The organism is Paralcaligenes ginsengisoli (genome assembly GCF_054781135.1).
Genome location: NZ_BAAGUZ010000036.1, coordinates 1 through 17,460 on the forward strand (window position 1 = coordinate 1; position 17,460 = coordinate 17,460).

Consider the following 17,460-nt stretch of genomic DNA (forward strand, 5'->3'; position numbering starts at 1 on the left):
CCATTGCACCCGGCGCTGGACTACCGCCGGACTACACAGCACCGCCCACCCTGCGGCTTACGTTGAGGCAATGCATCGAGGGATACGTTGGGGAAGCCTCGTTGAGCCAATCACAGACTACATTGAAGCGGTGGGTGCTTTTAGTACATCCAGTCGTCAATCGAGGTAGATGTGGCGACGTGATGGAGGCATGAGTGCGGGCACGTTAACGGTTCTAGGGGTGCTGGCCCATTAACGGTGGGCGCAAGCACGTAAATTCCGGGCATCCCATGATGCAATTCCAGGCATGCCGCAACGTGAGCCGCCTATCGGGGCTTGGGGTCAGGACCGGCGTAAGGCGTGCGCCGGATGCTACCGTAGGGAAGGCGGGGGCTTTCGGCGGGCGCTGTCTGAGCCCAGCCTCGCGAGGCTGGGCGAGTTCGCCCGACGCCCGCCTGGACGAGGTAGATCCGGATCAAGCACGCCGTGCCGGCCCTGACCCCAAGCCCCGATAGACGGCGTCTTTATATACCAATACCCATCCACCACCGAATGCCACAAACAGAATGCCGCAAACAACTCGACCCAAAAATACACTAAACAAAAGTTGGACAGTTAAAAAACCAGGCCGGGCACCAGACTCGCCGCTACGTTAGCGTCTGGGAATTTCCCAGACGCTATTTACGAAATATCGACGTAATCCAATTATTTAATGCGGTCGAGTTTTAATCACGGTCGATTTTTTGATCGTCACTCAATTATTTGACCTTGGTCACGCTCTCGGGCAAATCGGCGCCGTGATATTTTTTATAAATCTCATTCAATTTGCCGTTTTTCAGATTCGCCACAACCCAGGCATCAACCCATTCTTTTAACTTGGGATTGTTTTTAGGCAGAGCGATGCCAAGCATGTAGTTCTGCATCACGAATTTCGTTTCGAAGGGCTTGCCCGAGGTTTTCTTGTTGATTTCCCCGATCAGAGGCGCCTGGGTCGACACCACGCCCACCTGGCCCGACACCGCGGCGGTAATCAAAGTGGCATCATCTTCGAAGCGCTTGATATTGGCACCTTTGGCCATTTTCGTAATGGTGCTGTCATTCACCGTGGCACGAGTAACCCCTACGTCCTTGCCGGCCAAATCGGCATAACCGTGAATACTGACTGCTTTTGGCGCAGCAACTATTGTTTGCAGAGCCGCGTAAGGCGTAGAAAAATCAATGACTTTCTTCCGTTCGTCGGTGACCGATAAATTAGCTACGGCCAGGTCCGCTTTGCCGGTCTGGATCGTCGGGATACGCGCCGCGTTGGTGATCTGAACCAGCTCGAGCTTCACACCCAAGTCTTTGGCCAACAGCTTGGCCGTATCGACATCCGAACCCGCGGGCTGCAAATTGGCATCGGCATAACTGAACAGCGGAACGCCCATCGCCACAGCGATACGGATTTTCCCCGCCGCCTTGATCTGGTCAAGCTCGCCCGCACTGGCCAGGCCGACGGCGGAAACCAGCGTCAGGGCAAAGAGCGAACCAAAAATTGTTTTTACTCGTTTCATGTTGATATCTCCGTTTGTGGAATTTTGATCAATTTTCAAAGGCCATTGCCGACAAAACGCCGCAGCTCTTCCGTCCTGGGGTTGGCCAGAATTTCACTGCCCCCGGTTTCCCACACTTTGCCTTCGTTCATATAAATGATTCGATCGGCAATTTTTTTTGCAAACTCCATTTCGTGGGTTACCAGGATCATGGTCATGCCACCGGCGGCCAGATCTTCGATCACCTTTAGAACCTCGCCGGTCAGTTGTGGATCGAGCGCCGATGTGACCTCGTCGAACAGCATGACTTGCGGCTCCATCGCCAACGAACGGGCAATCGCCACCCGCTGTTGTTGGCCGCCCGACAGCTGCTCAGGATAATTAAGCGCTTTTTCGCTCAGGCCTACTTTCCGCAATACGTGTGCGGCCACTTTTTCACACGATTTGCGATCCATCTTCTTGACATGCTTCAGGGCCAGCATAATGTTTTGCTCGACCGTGAGATGCGGGAAAAGGTTATAGCTCTGGAAAACGATCCCGACGTCCAGCCTTAGCTTGTGCAGATTCAGGCCGGGCGAATTCAGTTGATGGCCGCACAGGTCAATGGCACCCGAATCAATCGTTTCAAGACGGTCCAGACAGCGCAATGCCGTGCTCTTGCCGGAACCGCTCTGCCCTATGATGGCAATCACTTCGCCTTTATTGACTTCGAACGACACCCCCTTGAGCACATCGACATGTCCAAAACGCTTGAAGATGTTATCGACTTTAACGACTACCGACATTTAATTTTTTCTCCATATAACGGCTCCAGCGCGACAATGGGTAGCACAGCACGAAGTAGAAAATTCCGACCAGAACAAAAATCAGGAAAGGCTGGAATATAGAATTATTGATAACCTGCCCAGCCCGCGTCAGTTCGACAAAACCGATAACCGACGCCAGGGAAGTCCCCTTGAGCACTTGAACCAGAAAGCCCACGGTGGGTGGCAGCGAAATACGTACGGCCTGCGGAATGATTACCAGGAACAGTGTCTGGGATCGCGAGAAAGACAGGCACTCGGCGGCTTCCCATTGCGTCTTGACCACAGACTCCACGCAGCCGCGCCAGATTTCCCCCAGAAACGCGCTGACATAGAACATCAGTGCCACGCCGGCGGCCACCAGAGCGGGCAATTCCAGGCCGAATATCCCCAGGCCGTAATAAACCAGGAATAAAATCACCAGCAGAGGAATCCCCTGCAGAAGCTGCACGTAAACCAGCGATGCCCAGCGCAGATATTTATGCTCGGATATGCGCGCCAGCATTACAAAGAAACCGGCGAAACCTCCCAGCACAAACGCCAGCAGAGATAAAACCAGCGTCCAGACCACACCATCGAGCAGATAATAAAGATGAGCCAGGGTAAACGAACCGAGCATTACACTCCCCTTTGATAAGTCAGCGGTTTGGCTTGCTGGCTCTGTCTTCTGAGCGCATTTCTTATGGCTCTTTTTCTTTTGAAGATCAAATCGCCAGCCAGCCAGAAACCCAGCTTCAACAGTACCGCCAGGATCAAATAGAACGCCGCCACGACAATATAGGTTTCAACCGACAGGAAAGTTTCCGACTGGATCTGGTTGGCCACCGCAGTCAATTCTTCCACCGATATCTGAGAGGCTATCGATGACATCAGCATCATCAAAATAAATTGGCTGGTCAGCGCCGGATAAATTTTTTCGGCAGCGGGCTGCAGGATCACATGCCAATATACGCGGGGACGGCTCAGGCCCAGGCATTCGGCCGCTTCTATCTGCCCATGCGGAATGGCATCCATCCCGGCCCGGATGATCTCGGCGCTATAGGCGCCGACGTTGATCACCATGGCTATCACAGCGGCCACCATCGCCGGTAAACGCAGCCCAATACTGGAAAGCCCGAAATACAATAAAAAAATCTGAACAATAAAGGGTGTATTGCGGATAATTTCCACATAGGCACCACAGACGTTGCGCAATACCGCAGCATGACTGCGCTTGCCTATGGCGCACAAAGTGCCGATGACCAGCCCAAAAGCGGTAGCGAAAACGGTGAGTTCGAGCGTACGCTCGACGCCGCTAAGGAATAAATCCCAATACGGCAACAAGCCGAGGAAATTGAACGTGTAATGCATGTTTCATGCACAGACCTCTAGCCTGCAGAGATACCTGTGTTTTATGTTGTACGATGTTATACATCATATTCATAACCATCATGAATACCAATCATGAATTACCCTAATAAAGCGCCCGCGCGAGATTCCGCAGAAAGTGCACCAGGCCACAGCAGGGAATTTAAAGCACGGTATACAGCAATTTGCGCGAAATAGCCCGCCGCAAGTAGCACGGCACGGCGGGGCCCCTGTAATGATTGTCATGGGTCAGCCGCGCATAGGCCATCCGTGGCCGGACTTAGTCATCCGACCACGTAAGAGGTATGGCAATAAGGGTCAGTCCAGCGTCAGGATGGTGCCGCCGGTAGTTTTACGGCTCGCCAATGCGACTTGCGCGGCGCCCGCATCCTTCAAGGCAAAGCGCTGGCCAATACGCACGCTGATTTTCTTTTTGCCTACCAGGCCAAAAAGCTCGTCGGCCGCCGCCTGCAATTTTTCGTACGTGGGAACATGGGTTCCCAGTGTAGGACGAGTGACATACAGCGAGCCTTTACTGGCGAGAATTCCCAGGTTGACGCCATCGACCGGCCCCGAAGCATTCCCGAAACTGACCATCAGCCCGCGCGGCTGGAGGGAGTCGAGCGACGCCAGCCATGTATCCTTGCCCACGCCGTCGTAGACCACGGGGACTTTCTTGCCACCGGTCAGTTCCAGGACGCGCTCGACCACATTTTCACGGGAATAATCGATAACTTCCCAGGCGCCATTCGCCTTGGCCAGAGCCGCTTTTTCGGGGCTGGATGCGGTACCGATCAGCTTGACACCCAAGGCTTTTGCCCATTGGCAGGCAATCAGCCCCACTCCACCGGCCGCCGCATGGAACAGTATGGTTTCGCCGCCCTGCAGGCGGTATGTCTGCCGGAACAGGTATTGCACGGTCAGGCCTTTCAACATCAGCGCGGCCGCGTCGTCGAAGCTTATGCCTTTGGGAAGCTTGACCACCTGATGAGCCGGCACGTTGCGCGCTTCGGCATAAGCGCCCAGAGGGCTTTGGCCATACGCCACCCGATCGCCCGCCTTGAGGTGCTTTACCTCCGCTCCCACCGCCTCGACGACGCCCGCGGCTTCGGCACCCAGACCATGGGGCAAGGGATGCGGATACAAACCTGATCTAAAATAGATATCGACGAAATTCAGCCCTACCGCCTTTTGACGTATGGTGACTTCGTTTTTTTGCGGTGCGGGCAGTGCAACTGAAACTAATTTCAGCACTTCAGGGCCGCCATGCTCCTCAATGCGTATTGCTTTGACTTGGTTTTCCAAAACAGACTCCTTGTGTCTAGACTTTGCTGGCAAATCGAGTTCCTGTAGTTTAATTCCAGATTGCATATAAATACTTATAAATATGAATCGTAGGCACGCTCTTTTTTCGATTCATATCGCAGCCGTTTTATTTGGCCTGACCGGCATATTCGGGGAACTCATCAAAGCCAGCGCCATCCTCATTACGGCGGGCCGCGCCGGCTTTGCCGTTCTGGCCCTGTTTGTATTCATGCGCGTCCAGGGCGGTTCCATCTCCCAGGGCTTGAAGTCCAGGCAATTCGGCGTATTGCTGGCGGCAGGCAGCCTGCTCGCCATCCACTGGATTACTTTTTTCATAGCGGTAAAGGTGGGAGGCGTCGCCATCGCCACCTTGGGATTCGCCAGCTTCCCGGCGTTCATTACGCTGAGCGAGCGCTTTTTCTTTCATGAAAAAGTCAGTTTGAGCGAATGGACCATTGTGCTGCTCGTGACACTCGGACTGCTCCTGGTGACGCCCTCGTTCGACTTCCGGAACCAGGCCACCATCGGCCTGGCCTGGGCGCTTGTATCGGGCCTGGCTTTCGCCTTGTTCACACTGATCAATCGCCGCGCCGCCGCACATATTCCAGCCCAGCAAGTCGCCTGCTGGGAAAATCTGGTGGTCGCCGCACTCACCTTGCCATTTGCCTTTGGCGAATTTCTCCACCTCCCAGCCATCAACTGGCTGTGGATTGCGCTGCTGGGGGTGTTTTGCACGGCCTTATCGCATTATTTGCTGGTATCGAGCCTGACGATCCTGAACGCACGCAGCGCCGGTATCGTCATCGCTCTTGAACCCATTTATGCCATTTTTTTTGCCGCCGTGCTGTTCGCACAATACCCGTCCGTGCGCGCGCTCTTCGGCGGCGCCCTCATGATAGGCGCCATCGTCTGGTCGGGGCTGCGGCAAACGGGTAAAAAAGCTAGGCTTGCGCAATAAGTTCAGCCACGGCCTTGCCGACTTCGCTGGTGCTTGCCTTGCCCTTCATGTCAGGCGTGCGCGGCCCTTGCTCCAGCACGGTTTCGATGGCCTTCACCACGGATTGCGACGCCTCGGGGTAGCCCAGGAAATCGAGCATGAGCGCCCCGCTCCAGATTTGCCCTATCGGATTGGCAAGCCCCTTGCCGGCGATATCGGGCGCCGAACCATGCACTGGCTCGAACAAGGACGGAAACAGACGCTCGGGATTGAGATTGGCCGAAGGCGCTATGCCTATGGTGCCCGTGCAGGCCGGCCCCAGGTCGGACAGAATATCGCCAAACAAATTGGACGCCACCACCACGTCGAACCAGTCCGGATGCTGGACAAAATGAGCGCACAGGATATCAATATGATATTTGTCCCAGCGCACATCCGGATAATGCCCCGCCATCTCGGCGACACGTTCATCCCACCAGGGCATGGAAATCGAAATGCCGTTGGACTTGGTGGCGGCCGTAACGTGTTTATTTCGTTTTTTAGCCAGTTCAAAGGCAAACTTCAGGACGCGTTCGGCCCCCACTCGGGTAAATACACTTTCCTGAATCACCACTTCGCGGGAAGTGCCTTCGAACAGGCGTCCGCCGCTGTTCGAGTACTCGCCTTCGGTGTTCTCGCGCACAATGTAGAAGTCGATATCGCCGGGCTTGCGATCGGCCAGGGGCGATTTGACGCCCGGCATGAGGCGCACTGGCCGCAAATTAATATACTGATCGAACTCGCGCCGGAACTTGAACAGCGAGTCCCATAGGGCAATATGATCGGGCACGGTGGCCGGCCAGCCTATGGCGCCAAAAAAGATGGCTTCATGGCCGCCAATCCGCTCCTTCCAGTCTTCAGGCATCATGCGGCCGTGCTTGGCATAATGATCGCAACTCCAATCGAGTCTGTCCCAGTCGAACCGGATGCCGTAGCGATCGGCTGCGGCCTCCATTGCGCGGATGCCTTCGGGCATGACTTCCTTGCCTATGCCGTCACCGGCGATAACGGCTATTTTGTGAGTTCTGGACACTGTTTTCCCTTTTTCAAGTATGACGAAACAATAGATTGATACGGAACCATTTTATTAATAGCCATGATCCCTGGACACCAGTCCAGAAACCAGCAAGCCCTGTTCCAGGCTATGTATTTTATTGACGATCTGCTCCACGGTATGTTCACGCAAGGTAATCGCGGCAATATGCGGGGTCACCGTTACCTTTTCATGCCGCCAGAATGGGTGGTCGGCAGGCAGCGGTTCGACTCGAAACACATCGAGCAAGGCGCCCTGCATGTGCCCCGAGTCCAGCAGATCGAGCAAGTCTTGCTCGACCAGATGAGAGCCGCGAGCCACGTTGATCAAATAAGCGGAGGCCCGAAGGCGTTCAAGGTTTTGCCGATTCAGGATGTTTTCGGTGTCGCCGGTAAGCGGTAAGACATTAACCAGCACTCGAGTGCGTGCCAGAAACGCGGGCAACTGGGCAAGGCCGGCAAAGACACTGATACCGGCGATATCCCGATGGCTGCGAGCCCACCCGGCCACGGGATAGCCCAGCCGGGCAATCGCTTGCGCCACGCTCAAGCCGATCGCTCCCAGGCCCATGACGCCAACCGGCCACTGCTCGCGCTCGACAGGCCGCAATGGCTTCCAGGCCAGAGCCCGCTGCTGCGTCTCATAAGCTGCAAACTCACGGGAAACCCGCAATAACCCGTGCACAACATATTCGACCATTTGCTCGGTCATGCCGGCATCTTCCAGGCGCACAACCGGCAAGCCCACGGGAAGATCGGGCAGGCTCAGCAGGCCATCGACCCCGGCCCCCAGATTGAACACCGCCTTGAGGCGAGTCTCGCGGCGGAACAGCGCGCCCGGAGGCTTCCAGACAAGCGCATAATCCGCGCGGCTGTCCTCATCGGCCTCATTCCAGGGGATGAGCCGGGCGCCGGGCAAGGCTTGCTCGAAGGCCTGGCACCATACGTGTGTACCGCGATCAGTGTTTGCCGCGACGATGATTCGTGCCTTGATTTTCTGTACGCTCATGTCTAGCGGCGCCCTATCAGAGAACCCAGTACGCCGCGAACCAGGCTGCTTGCCGTCTGGCGCGCCACACTTTTGACCACAGACTGCACCACCCCTTCGCGACGGCCGCCGCGTGGCCCGGTGGAGCCGAAAAGAAAGTCGTTGACGGTTCCCAGCAGTCCTCCCGTGCCGGCCTGGCCCTGCCGTGCACCGGACACGGGCGCGCCTGCGGCGTCACCGCCAGGCGCCGAGCCGCCTTCGACACGCTTCTGCAAAACCTCGTAGGCCGATTCACGATCGATAGCCTGCTCGTACTTGCCACCCAGCAAGGATGAAGCCCGTACCGCCTGGCGCTCGGCATCGGTAGCCGGGCCAATCCGGCTGCCCGGGGCCAGCATCCAGGCACGCTGCGTCACGCAAGGCCGCCCCTTGGCATCCAGCATCGACACCAGCGCTTCACCCACGCCCAGCTCGGTAATCGCGGTTTCGATATCGAGATCCGGGTTGACACGCATGGTCTGGGCCGCTGTCTTGACCGCTTTCTGATCGCGCGGGGTAAAGGCTCGCAAAGCATGCTGCACCCGGTTTCCCAACTGTCCCAGAACGGTATCCGGAATATCGAGGGGATTTTGCGTCACAAAATAAATGCCCACGCCCTTGGATCGCACCAGGCGCACGACCTGCTCGATTTTTTCGAGCAAGGCCTTGGGCGCATCGTTGAACAGCAGGTGCGCTTCATCGAAGAAGAAAACGAACTTGGGCTTTTCCGGATCGCCTATCTCCGGCAATTTTTCGTACAGATCAGCCAGCATCCACAGTAAAAACACAGCATACAGACGCGGCGCCTGCATGAGTTTGTCGGCCGCCAGCACATTGACGACACCCTGGCCTTTTTCATTGACGCGGATCAGGTCGAACACATCGAGCATGGGCTCGCCGAAGAACTGATCGGCCCCTTGCGATTCCAATTGCAGCAAACCGCGCTGAATCGTGCCAATCGATGCCGCCGACACATTGCCATAACGCGTTTTGAGCTCCCCTGCCCGATCGGCCACATTTTGCAACATGGCCCGCAAATCTTTCATATCGAGTATCAACTGCCCTTCGTCGTCGGCCACTTTGAACACCAGGCTCAACACCCCTTCCTGGGTTTCATTGAGTTCCAGCATGCGGGCCAGCAACAAAGGCCCCATATCGGAAATCGTGGCTCGGATCGGATGTCCCTGCTGGCCCAGCACGTCCCAGAATACGGTCGGGCAGCCCCCCCAGGCCGGCTCGGGCAAGCCCAGCTTCTGAAGTCGTTCCTGCAGTTTTGGAGTGTTTGCGCCCGACTGGGAGATTCCGCTGAGATCGCCCTTGATGTCGGCCATGAAAACCGGCGTCCCCATGCGGGAAAATGCCTCGGCCAGGACTTGCAGCGTGACCGTCTTGCCGGTACCTGTCGCACCCGTAATGCACCCGTGCCGATTGGCCAGCTCGGGAAGCAGGGAGAGTTCGATATGGGCATTTTTTGCAATGAGAATGGGATCCGCCATTTTTTTCCTTTCTATTCAAGCATCGAGCACAAACCCAAGTGTAATGGGACGAACCGGCCAGTGCACGCGGCAAAGCCCGGCACGCGGTAAAATTGTTTTCCTTTTAAAAACGAAGATACTCCATGGCCGGACACAGTAAATGGGCGAACATCCAGCACCGCAAGGGTCGCCAAGATGCCAAACGAGGCAAACTCTGGACAAAAATCATCCGTGAAGTCACGGTTGCCGCACGTGCCGGCGGTGCCGATGCCGATGCCAACCCGCGGCTGCGCATGGCCTGGGATAAGGCGACGGCGGCCAATATGCCCAAGGAAAACATACAGCGCGCCATCATGCGTGGCGCCGGTGGCGCCGACGGAGCCAACTACGAAGAGATCCGTTACGAAGGCTATGGGGTGGGCGGAGCCGCGGTCATTGTCGACTGCATGACCGACAACCGCATTCGCACCGTGGCCGAAGTGCGCCATGCTTTTTCGAAACATGGCGGCAATCTGGGCCAGGAAGGGTCGGTTGCCTTCATGTTCAAGCATTGCGGGCAATTCCTCTTCGCTCCCGGCACCTCCGAGGACCAGGTCATGGAAGCAGCGCTCGAAGCCGGTGCCGAAGACATCCAGACCGATGACGAAGGGGTCATCGAAGTCATTTGCCCGGTCGGCGACTATGCGGCAGTCAAGAGCGCTTTCGAATCCGCCGGGCTTGTGCCGGAAGTTCACGGCATTATCATGAAAGCGCTGAGCGAAACCGAGCTGGACGGCGAAGACTCCATCAAAATGCAAAAACTGCTCGATGTTCTGGAAGGGCTGGACGACGTCCAGGAAGTCTATACCACCGCAATTCTCGACGAATCGGACTGACGCTGCCCCACCTTGATCCAGATCAAGCCTTTTGACTTTGTCCTACAGCAAACACAACAACACCCCAAAACCATGAAACTTCTCGTAATAGGCAGCGGTGGCCGCGAACATGCCCTGGCCTGGCGCTTGGCGCAGTCGCCCCGCGTACATAAAGTGTATGTAGCGCCAGGCAATGGCGGTACGGCCCGAAGCAATCGCCTGCAGAACCTTGCATTGACACAAATCGACGAACTCGTCGCCTTTGCCAAGCAAGAAGGCATAGCCCTGACGGTAGTCGGCCCCGAAGCGCCGCTGGCGGCCGGCGTCGTCGATGCTTTTCGCGCCCAGGGCCTGAAAATTTTCGGTCCCACGCAAGCCGCGGCGCAATTGGAAAGCTCCAAGGACTACGCCAAAGCCTTCATGGTGCGTCACCGTATCCCGACCGCGGCCTATCAAACCTTTACCGACCCGGCTCCGGCCAAGGCTTATATCGATGCCCAAGGAGCGCCCATCGTCGTCAAGGCCGATGGCCTGGCCGCAGGCAAGGGGGTCATTGTCGCCACTACCGTGGCCGAAGCGCACCAGGCCGTCGACATGATGCTGGGCGACGGCTCGTTTGGCGCCGCGGGCGCGCGCGTGGTCATTGAAGAATGCCTGCTTGGCGAAGAAGCGAGCTTTATTGTCATGTGCGACGGCAGCAATGTGCTTGCGCTGGCAACCAGCCAGGACCATAAGCGCCTGAAAGACCACGACCAGGGGCCGAATACGGGCGGCATGGGAGCCTATTCCCCCGCCCCTATCGTCACCCCCGCGCTGCACAACCGCATCATGCGCGAAGTCATCCTCCCCTCCATTCAAGGCATGGCCAAGGACGGCATACCGTTCACAGGGTTCCTGTATGCCGGCCTCATGATCGGCGAGGGCTCCGATGCAAGCCGCCCTCTCAAGGTGCTGGAGTTCAATTGCCGCATGGGCGACCCCGAAACCCAGCCCATCATGATGCGCATCAAAAGCGATCTGCTCGATGTGTTCGAAAAGGCTGTAATCGGCAAACTGGACCAGGCCAGCATTGTCTGGGACCGCCGCACGGCGCTGGGCGTAGTCCTGGCGGCTCATAATTATCCCGGCACGCCGCGCACGGGCGATGCCCTGACGCAACTGCCGGACGACACCGAGGAGTGCATGGTATTTCATGCCGGCACCCAGCTGGAAGACGGGGTCATCAAAACCTCCGGCGGACGCGTCTTGTGCGTAACGGCGCTCGGCGACTCGGTCAAGCGGGCCCAGGCCGCCGCCTACGCGGCAATACAAAAAACTCATTTTGACGGTCAGCAATACCGTACCGATATCGGTTGGCGGGCCTTGCCTCACGGGGAAGCCCCGTCGTAATTTTTACCTGCAAAAGCAGGAGTACTCAAGGAAGTTGCCATGGTTGTGCCCATTTCATCCGCCTATGATTATTTTCTCGATCTGCAGGCCCGCATCGTAGCGGCCCTGGAACAGGCGGACGGCACAGCCTTCCAGGCTGATCGCTGGGTCCGCAACGAAGGAGGGGGCGGCATTTCGCGGCTGCTCGAAGGCGGCCCTCTGTTTGAACGCGCCGGGGTCCTGTTCAGCCACGTCAAGGGAAACACCCTGCCGCCTTCCGCCAGCGCACATCGAAGCGATCTGGCAGGCCGTCCCTGGGAAGCCATGGGGGTTTCCATGGTTTTGCATCCGCGTAATCCTTATATTCCGACTGTCCATATGAACGTCCGATTGTTCGTTGCGCCGGCCCCCAAAGACAGCAATGCCGACGACGCCTTCTGGTTTGGCGGCGGCCTGGATTTGACCCCTTACTACGCCTTCGATGAAGATGCCCGGCATTTTCATCAAACCTGCCATGCCGCCGTGGCCCCGTTCGGCACAGACAAATATCCCGCCTACAAAAAATGGTGCGACGACTACTTCTATCTGAAGCACCGCAACGAAACCCGCGGCATAGGCGGCCTGTTTTTCGACGATCTGAACGCCCTGGGCTTTGAAAAAAGCTTTGCCCTGACGCGCTCGGTTGGCGACAGCTTCCTGGCCGCCTACATGCCTATTGTCGAAAAACGGCGCCATATCGAATATGGCGAACGGCAACGTGAGTTCCAGGCCTACCGTCGCGGCCGCTATGTCGAATTCAACCTGGTATTCGACCGGGGAACCCTGTTCGGCCTGCAATCGGGAGGCCGCACCGAATCCATTCTGCTTTCCATGCCGCCGCTAGCCACCTGGCGCTATAACTGGACCCCCCAGGAAGGCACTCCCGAAGCGGCACTGCAGGATTATTTAAAACCACGCGAATGGCTCTGAAAAAAATCGGCTTGCTGGGCGGAAGTTTCGACCCCATTCATCTGGCGCATATCGCTCTTGCGGAAGCGGCCTGCCAGGCCCTGCGGCTTGATCAGTTGCAGCTCATCCCCGCTGCCGATCCCTGGCAACGCGCACCGCTGCAAGCCACCCCGCAGCAACGCCTGGCCCTTGTCGAACTCGCCATCGCAGGCCACCCTCGTTTATGCGTCAATCCCGCGGAAATCGAGCGCGGCGGAAAAACCTATACCATCGACACCCTCAGGCAACTTCCGGCGGGCGCAGACTATTACTGGATACTGGGAGCCGATCAACTCAGCAATTTTTGCTCATGGCACGAATGGGAAGAGATCGCAAGGCTGGTTTACCTGGTGGTCGCTCAGCGCCCAGGCACGTCCGTCAGTGTCCCGCCGGAGCTTGCCCGGCATCTGGACACTCTGGGCCGGCGCATCGTCGAACTACCCTTCGAACCCATGCCCATATCGGCGTCGGACGTACGCCGGCGCCTGGCCGCCGGCCTGCCGGTGCGGGAATTGCTCGATGTTGCAGTCGCGCACTATATTCAGCGACACAAGCTCTATCATCCCCCTCTTTCATAGCGTCTCACGTTATAGTTCAGGTTATGGACATACAAAAACTGCAACGCATCGTCATAGACGCTCTCGAAGACGTCAAGGCGCAAGATATCAAAATCTTCAATACCACCCACGTTACCAGCTTGTTCGACCGGGTGGTCATCGCCAGCGGGACCTCGAACCGGCAAACCCGGGCTCTGGCATCGAGCGTGGCCGATCGCGCCCGCGAACTCAAAATTCCGGTTATCGCCTACGAAGGCGAGGACACCGGAGAATGGGTACTGGTAGACTTGGGCGATATTGTCGTGCATTGCATGCAGCCTTCGATACGCCAGTATTACAACCTCGAAGAGATCTGGGGCGGCAAACCCGTGCGCATCAAACTCCTGCCGCAGTCCACGCAACCCGGCAGCGCTGGCGCGTCGTACGACTTCGACGCGGACTGACCTCCCGGCACAGGATCCCAAATCATGCCAGGACATAATCTCCACAACCTGGCCAGGCGCCTGGCATGAAACTTTTTGTGATTGCCGTCGGAGTGCGCATGCCGCAATGGGTGGAAGCCGCCTGGCAGGATTATTCCAGGCGATTGCCGGCCGATTGCGCCCTCGAACTCAGGGAAATCAAGCCCGAATCGCGCACGACAGGCAAAACCCCGGCGCGGATGATGCAGGCCGAAGCAAAGCGTATCGAGGCGGCCCTGCCCCTCAATACGCTGCGTATCGCTCTTGACGAGCACGGCCGCGACCTCAGCACCATGAAGCTCTCGGCCGAACTCGAAAAGTGGCGCGCCGGCGGCCAGGATATCGCCTTTCTCGTAGGTGGCCCCGATGGCCTGGATGCCGAGCTGAAAAAAAGCTGCGGCGACCTGCTGCGGCTGTCCTCCCTGACACTTCCCCACCCCATGGTACGTGTTGTACTGGCCGAGCAGCTCTATCGAGCCTGGACTATCATGAACCACCATCCCTATCACCGCGCCTGAACGCGCAGCACTATTTCGAGCGATCAATCCATGTCGAAACGTCGTACCAAAATTGTTGCCACGCTGGGCCCAGCCAGTTCCAGCCCTGAAAAAATCGAACAACTGATTCTGGCCGGAATGGACGTGGCCCGGCTGAATTTCTCGCACGGCAATCCGCAAGACCATCGGCAACGAGCCGAAACAGTCCGCGCCCTGGCCGCCAAACATGGCCGGTTCGTCGCGCTGATGGGGGATTTGCAGGGCCCGAAGATACGTATAGCCCGCTTCAAATCGGGCAAGATCACGCTGGCTGTCGGCCAGCCATTTACCCTATCCAATAAATACCCGCCCGACGAGGGCAACGAAACCATCGTCGGAATCGATTATCCCAGCCTCGTCAGCGATTGCCGCCCCGACGACGAACTGCTGCTCGATGACGGACGGGTCGTGCTGAAGGTCGAGAAGGTCGACGCCCATGCGGTGCACACCCGCGTCACCGTGGGTGGCCCCTTGTCGAACAACAAGGGCATAAACCGGCGCGGCGGCGGCATCTCGGCGCCCAGCCTGACCGATAAAGACAAGCTCGATATCCTGCTGGCCGCCGAACTCGAACTCGACTATGTCGCGGTATCGTTTCCCCGCTACGGCCGCGACATCGACGAAGCACGCAAGCTGGTGCGGGCCGCGGGCAGCCCGGCCTGGCTGATCGCCAAGATCGAGCGCGCCGAGGCCGTCGCCGACGACCGTGCGCTCGACTCCCTGATCAAGGCCAGCGATGGCGTCATGGTCGCACGCGGCGATCTGGGCGTGGAAATCGGCGACGCCAGGCTGGTCGGCATACAAAAACGCATCATCCAACATGCGCGCACGCACAACAAGCTGGTGATCACAGCCACTCAAATGATGGAATCCATGATCAGCAGCCCCTTGCCAACCCGGGCCGAGGTGTCGGACGTGGCCAACGCCGTCCTCGACTACACCGATGCGGTCATGCTGTCGGCCGAAAGCGCTTCGGGCCAATACGCCGTGGAAGCCGTGGAAGCCATGGCCCGCATCTGCCTGGGCGCCGAACAGGAACCCACCACGACCCATTCGAAACACCGCCTGGGCGAAACCTTTACACGCTGCGATGAAACCATTGCGCTGTCGGCCATGTATGCCGCCAATCATTTCCCCGGCGTCAAGGCCATCATCAGCCTGACCGAAAGCGGCCATACGCCGCTCATCATGTCGCGCATCCGCTCCGGCGTACCCATTTACTGTTATACGCCCCACCCCATGACCCAGCGTCGAGCAGCACTGTTCCGGGGGGTGTATACGGTTCCTTTCGACGCGGCCTCTATCGATCCGGCCAAAGTCAGCGATGCCGCCATCGATGAATTGAAACAGCAGGCGCTTCTGAAAAAAGGCGACTGGATCATCCTGACGAAGGGCGACTATTACACCAACAGCGGCGGCACCAACGGCATGAAAATACTCAAGGTCAGGTAATCCGCCCAACGGACGGATTTCAATAAACGCGCAATGAATACCCCGATGATCTATCTCGCTTCGGCCAGTCCGCGCCGCCACGAACTCCTGCAGCAGATACGCATCCCGCACCAGGTGCTCGATGTCCCGTCGCCGCCCGGTGAAGATGAGCCCATACACGAGAACGAATCCGCAGCCGCCTATGTGCGGCGCACGGCCAGGGACAAGGCGCTGCGTGCCATAAGCTGGATTGCGGCCCAATCCCTGCCGCCACGGCCCATATTATCGGCCGACACCACCGTCATACTGGACCAGGCCGTGCTCGGCAAGCCTGCCGATCTGGCCGAGGCGCGTAGCATGCTGGAGCGCTTGTCAGGCCACACGCACGAAGTACATACCGCCATCGTCCTTGCGCACCGCGGCCAGCTATATGAAGATGTGTCGATCACGACGGTGCGCATGAAAGGACTGTCGCATGCTGAAATCGAGGCCTATTGCCAAACCGACGAACCTTTGGGCAAAGCCGGAAGCTACGGGATACAAGGCGCCGCAGCCATTTTTATCGAGCATATATCGGGCAGCTACACCGGAGTAATGGGACTGCCCCTTTTTGAAACGCACCGGCTGCTGGCACGAGCGGGTCTGGATAATTGAGTTTTTATATTAAGGACACTTCAATGAACCGCAGAACGCTATTGCGCACGGCAGTCCTGGGCACCTTGTCCACGGCTATTGCCCCCCGCGTCCGGGCTCAAACCCAGGACAGTGCTTCCATTGAAAAATCGCTGAAAGAATTCGGCACTCTGTCGCCCGACAATACCGCCATCAGTATTTCGATTCATGGCAAGAACGGCGAAAAGAGCTATGCCTTCAATGCCGAGCGCCCGTTATTCATAGGCAGTGCCGTCAAGACATTCATCCTGGCGCAATACCTGAAAGAAGTCGAGGCCGGCCGCCTTTCCGAAAACACACAGCTTCAAATCGGGCCTAAAGTCTGGTCGCCCAGCAGCCCTGTATTCATCCATCTGAAAGGCAGTACCAGCGCAAAAAGCGTGCTGGAGGCCATGATTGCGCATAGCGACAACACAGCGACCGATGTCGCCTTGAATGCTGTGGGCGCCGACAATGTCCGTACGCTGATCAAAAATGCCGGGCTTGGCAAAACACGCATTCCCGACTCCACGCGCAAGCTCTTCTCCTATCTGGCGGGCGCGCCCAGCGGCACCGACATAGGTTGGGCCGGTATGGAGAAAATGCAAAATGGATCCATGCCAGGCAAGCCCCGCTCGCCCATGAACGATCATCAAACCATGCTCAGCACGGCCAGCGAAATGACGCGTTGGTACGATCAGGTTCTAGCCGACAAATATTTTGGAAAACGCGAAACCCTGGCGGAATTCAAGCGCATCTCGGCCATGGCCGATGCCATGCCCTTGATAGTGCCTGAAGATACGATGGCTTACGGCAAAGGCGGCAGCATAGATTGGGAAGGCTTCCACTGTTTCTGCGTAGCCGGGCAGATGGTACAGCCCGCACAGCGCACCAGCTTCTGCCTCATCGTCAACTGGAAGGGAGCGGACGACAGCGTGCCTAAAGTGTTTGCCTCATTCAAGGAACAGGGGCAGCGCTTGCTTGCCCAGGTAGCCGCCCGCTAGGAAAGACTAGTCCGACCTTGAATTCTGGGTTGTGCGTGCGCCAACATCGGCGCGAGTTGCGGCTACAGGTGCGGAAAAGGCAAACGCCCCGGCAGGGTTGAGCCTGTCGGGGCGATTGGTACAGATAAGAGCCTG

Annotated in this window: 18 protein-coding genes; 10 read left to right on the forward strand and 8 right to left on the reverse strand. The window is 57.6% G+C overall.

The window, feature by feature from the left end:
* Positions 1–737: 737 nt before the first annotated feature.
* The 5 genes from ACYVIS_RS17795 to ACYVIS_RS17815 all read right to left on the reverse strand — a co-directional run bounded on the left by ACYVIS_RS17795 (position 738) and on the right by ACYVIS_RS17815 (position 4,966).
* Complete coding sequence (locus ACYVIS_RS17795; RefSeq protein ID WP_232742716.1) at positions 738–1,532, reverse strand: transporter substrate-binding domain-containing protein; 795 nt, start codon at positions 1,530–1,532, stop codon at positions 738–740.
* A gap of 35 nt (positions 1,533–1,567) precedes the next feature.
* Positions 1,568–2,296 (reverse strand): amino acid ABC transporter ATP-binding protein, encoded by a 729-nt coding sequence (locus ACYVIS_RS17800; protein ID WP_232742715.1) that lies wholly within the window; start codon positions 2,294–2,296, stop codon positions 1,568–1,570.
* A complete protein-coding gene (locus tag ACYVIS_RS17805; protein WP_232742714.1) occupies positions 2,280–2,933 on the reverse strand; it encodes an amino acid ABC transporter permease in 654 nt (217 codons plus the stop codon). The genes ACYVIS_RS17800 and ACYVIS_RS17805 overlap by 17 nt, the downstream gene beginning before the upstream one ends.
* On the reverse strand, positions 2,933–3,664 hold the full coding sequence (locus tag ACYVIS_RS17810) for an amino acid ABC transporter permease (RefSeq protein ID WP_460874624.1): 732 nt from the start codon (positions 3,662–3,664) through the stop codon (positions 2,933–2,935). Before ACYVIS_RS17810 ends, ACYVIS_RS17805 begins: the two co-directional genes overlap by 1 nt.
* A gap of 315 nt (positions 3,665–3,979) precedes the next feature.
* Positions 3,980–4,966 carry a quinone oxidoreductase family protein gene (locus tag ACYVIS_RS17815; protein WP_460874625.1) on the reverse strand — a complete coding sequence of 329 codons (987 nt, stop codon included), beginning with the start codon at positions 4,964–4,966 and terminating at the stop codon, positions 3,980–3,982.
* 82 nt (positions 4,967–5,048) lie between these two features.
* On the opposite strand from ACYVIS_RS17815, the gene ACYVIS_RS17820 reads away from it, so the two are divergent.
* A complete protein-coding gene (locus ACYVIS_RS17820; protein WP_460874626.1) occupies positions 5,049–5,924 on the forward strand; it encodes a DMT family transporter in 876 nt (291 codons plus the stop codon).
* On the opposite strand, the gene ACYVIS_RS17825 is transcribed toward ACYVIS_RS17820, so the two are convergent.
* The 3 genes from ACYVIS_RS17825 to ACYVIS_RS17835 are packed head-to-tail and all read right to left on the reverse strand — an operon-like array spanning position 5,908 to position 9,497.
* Positions 5,908–6,975: a tartrate dehydrogenase gene (locus ACYVIS_RS17825; protein WP_232742710.1), complete on the reverse strand. Its 1,068-nt coding sequence runs from the start codon at positions 6,973–6,975 to the stop codon at positions 5,908–5,910. The two genes, ACYVIS_RS17820 and ACYVIS_RS17825, sit on opposite strands and share 17 nt — an antisense overlap.
* A 54-nt stretch (positions 6,976–7,029) precedes the next feature.
* On the reverse strand, positions 7,030–7,983 hold the full coding sequence (locus tag ACYVIS_RS17830; protein WP_460874627.1) for a 2-hydroxyacid dehydrogenase: 954 nt from the start codon (positions 7,981–7,983) through the stop codon (positions 7,030–7,032).
* Positions 7,984–7,985: 2 nt separating this feature from the next.
* Entirely contained in the window at positions 7,986–9,497 is a 1,512-nt protein-coding gene (locus tag ACYVIS_RS17835; protein ID WP_460874628.1) for a helicase HerA-like C-terminal domain-containing protein, read from the reverse strand.
* Positions 9,498–9,619: 122 nt separating this feature from the next.
* Here ACYVIS_RS17835 and ACYVIS_RS17840 point away from each other — a divergent pair, with 122 nt between their 5' ends.
* From ACYVIS_RS17840 to ACYVIS_RS17880, 9 genes are all read left to right on the forward strand, one after another.
* Positions 9,620–10,351: a YebC/PmpR family DNA-binding transcriptional regulator gene (locus tag ACYVIS_RS17840; protein ID WP_232742707.1), complete on the forward strand. Its 732-nt coding sequence runs from the start codon at positions 9,620–9,622 to the stop codon at positions 10,349–10,351.
* 72 nt (positions 10,352–10,423) lie between these two features.
* Positions 10,424–11,719, forward strand: a complete 1,296-nt coding sequence (purD, locus tag ACYVIS_RS17845) for a phosphoribosylamine--glycine ligase (RefSeq protein ID WP_232742706.1) — start codon at positions 10,424–10,426, stop codon at positions 11,717–11,719.
* Between the two features lie 39 nt (positions 11,720–11,758).
* Positions 11,759–12,667 (forward strand): oxygen-dependent coproporphyrinogen oxidase, encoded by a 909-nt coding sequence (hemF, locus tag ACYVIS_RS17850; protein WP_232742705.1) that lies wholly within the window; start codon positions 11,759–11,761, stop codon positions 12,665–12,667.
* Positions 12,658–13,263, forward strand: a complete 606-nt coding sequence (nadD, locus tag ACYVIS_RS17855) for a nicotinate (nicotinamide) nucleotide adenylyltransferase (protein WP_232742704.1) — start codon at positions 12,658–12,660, stop codon at positions 13,261–13,263. Before hemF ends, nadD begins: the two co-directional genes overlap by 10 nt.
* A gap of 23 nt (positions 13,264–13,286) precedes the next feature.
* Positions 13,287–13,685, forward strand: coding sequence for a ribosome silencing factor (gene rsfS / locus ACYVIS_RS17860; protein WP_460874629.1), 399 nt, complete (start codon positions 13,287–13,289; stop codon positions 13,683–13,685).
* A gap of 65 nt (positions 13,686–13,750) precedes the next feature.
* Complete coding sequence (gene rlmH, locus ACYVIS_RS17865; protein ID WP_460874630.1) at positions 13,751–14,221, forward strand: 23S rRNA (pseudouridine(1915)-N(3))-methyltransferase RlmH; 471 nt, start codon at positions 13,751–13,753, stop codon at positions 14,219–14,221.
* A 30-nt stretch (positions 14,222–14,251) separates the two neighbouring features.
* Positions 14,252–15,691, forward strand: coding sequence for a pyruvate kinase (pyk, locus tag ACYVIS_RS17870; RefSeq protein ID WP_232742701.1), 1,440 nt, complete (start codon positions 14,252–14,254; stop codon positions 15,689–15,691).
* A 33-nt stretch (positions 15,692–15,724) separates the two neighbouring features.
* Positions 15,725–16,324: a Maf family protein gene (locus tag ACYVIS_RS17875; RefSeq protein ID WP_460874631.1), complete on the forward strand. Its 600-nt coding sequence runs from the start codon at positions 15,725–15,727 to the stop codon at positions 16,322–16,324.
* A 23-nt stretch (positions 16,325–16,347) separates the two neighbouring features.
* Complete coding sequence (locus ACYVIS_RS17880) at positions 16,348–17,325, forward strand: serine hydrolase (RefSeq protein WP_232742699.1); 978 nt, start codon at positions 16,348–16,350, stop codon at positions 17,323–17,325.
* Positions 17,326–17,460: the final 135 nt, after the last annotated feature.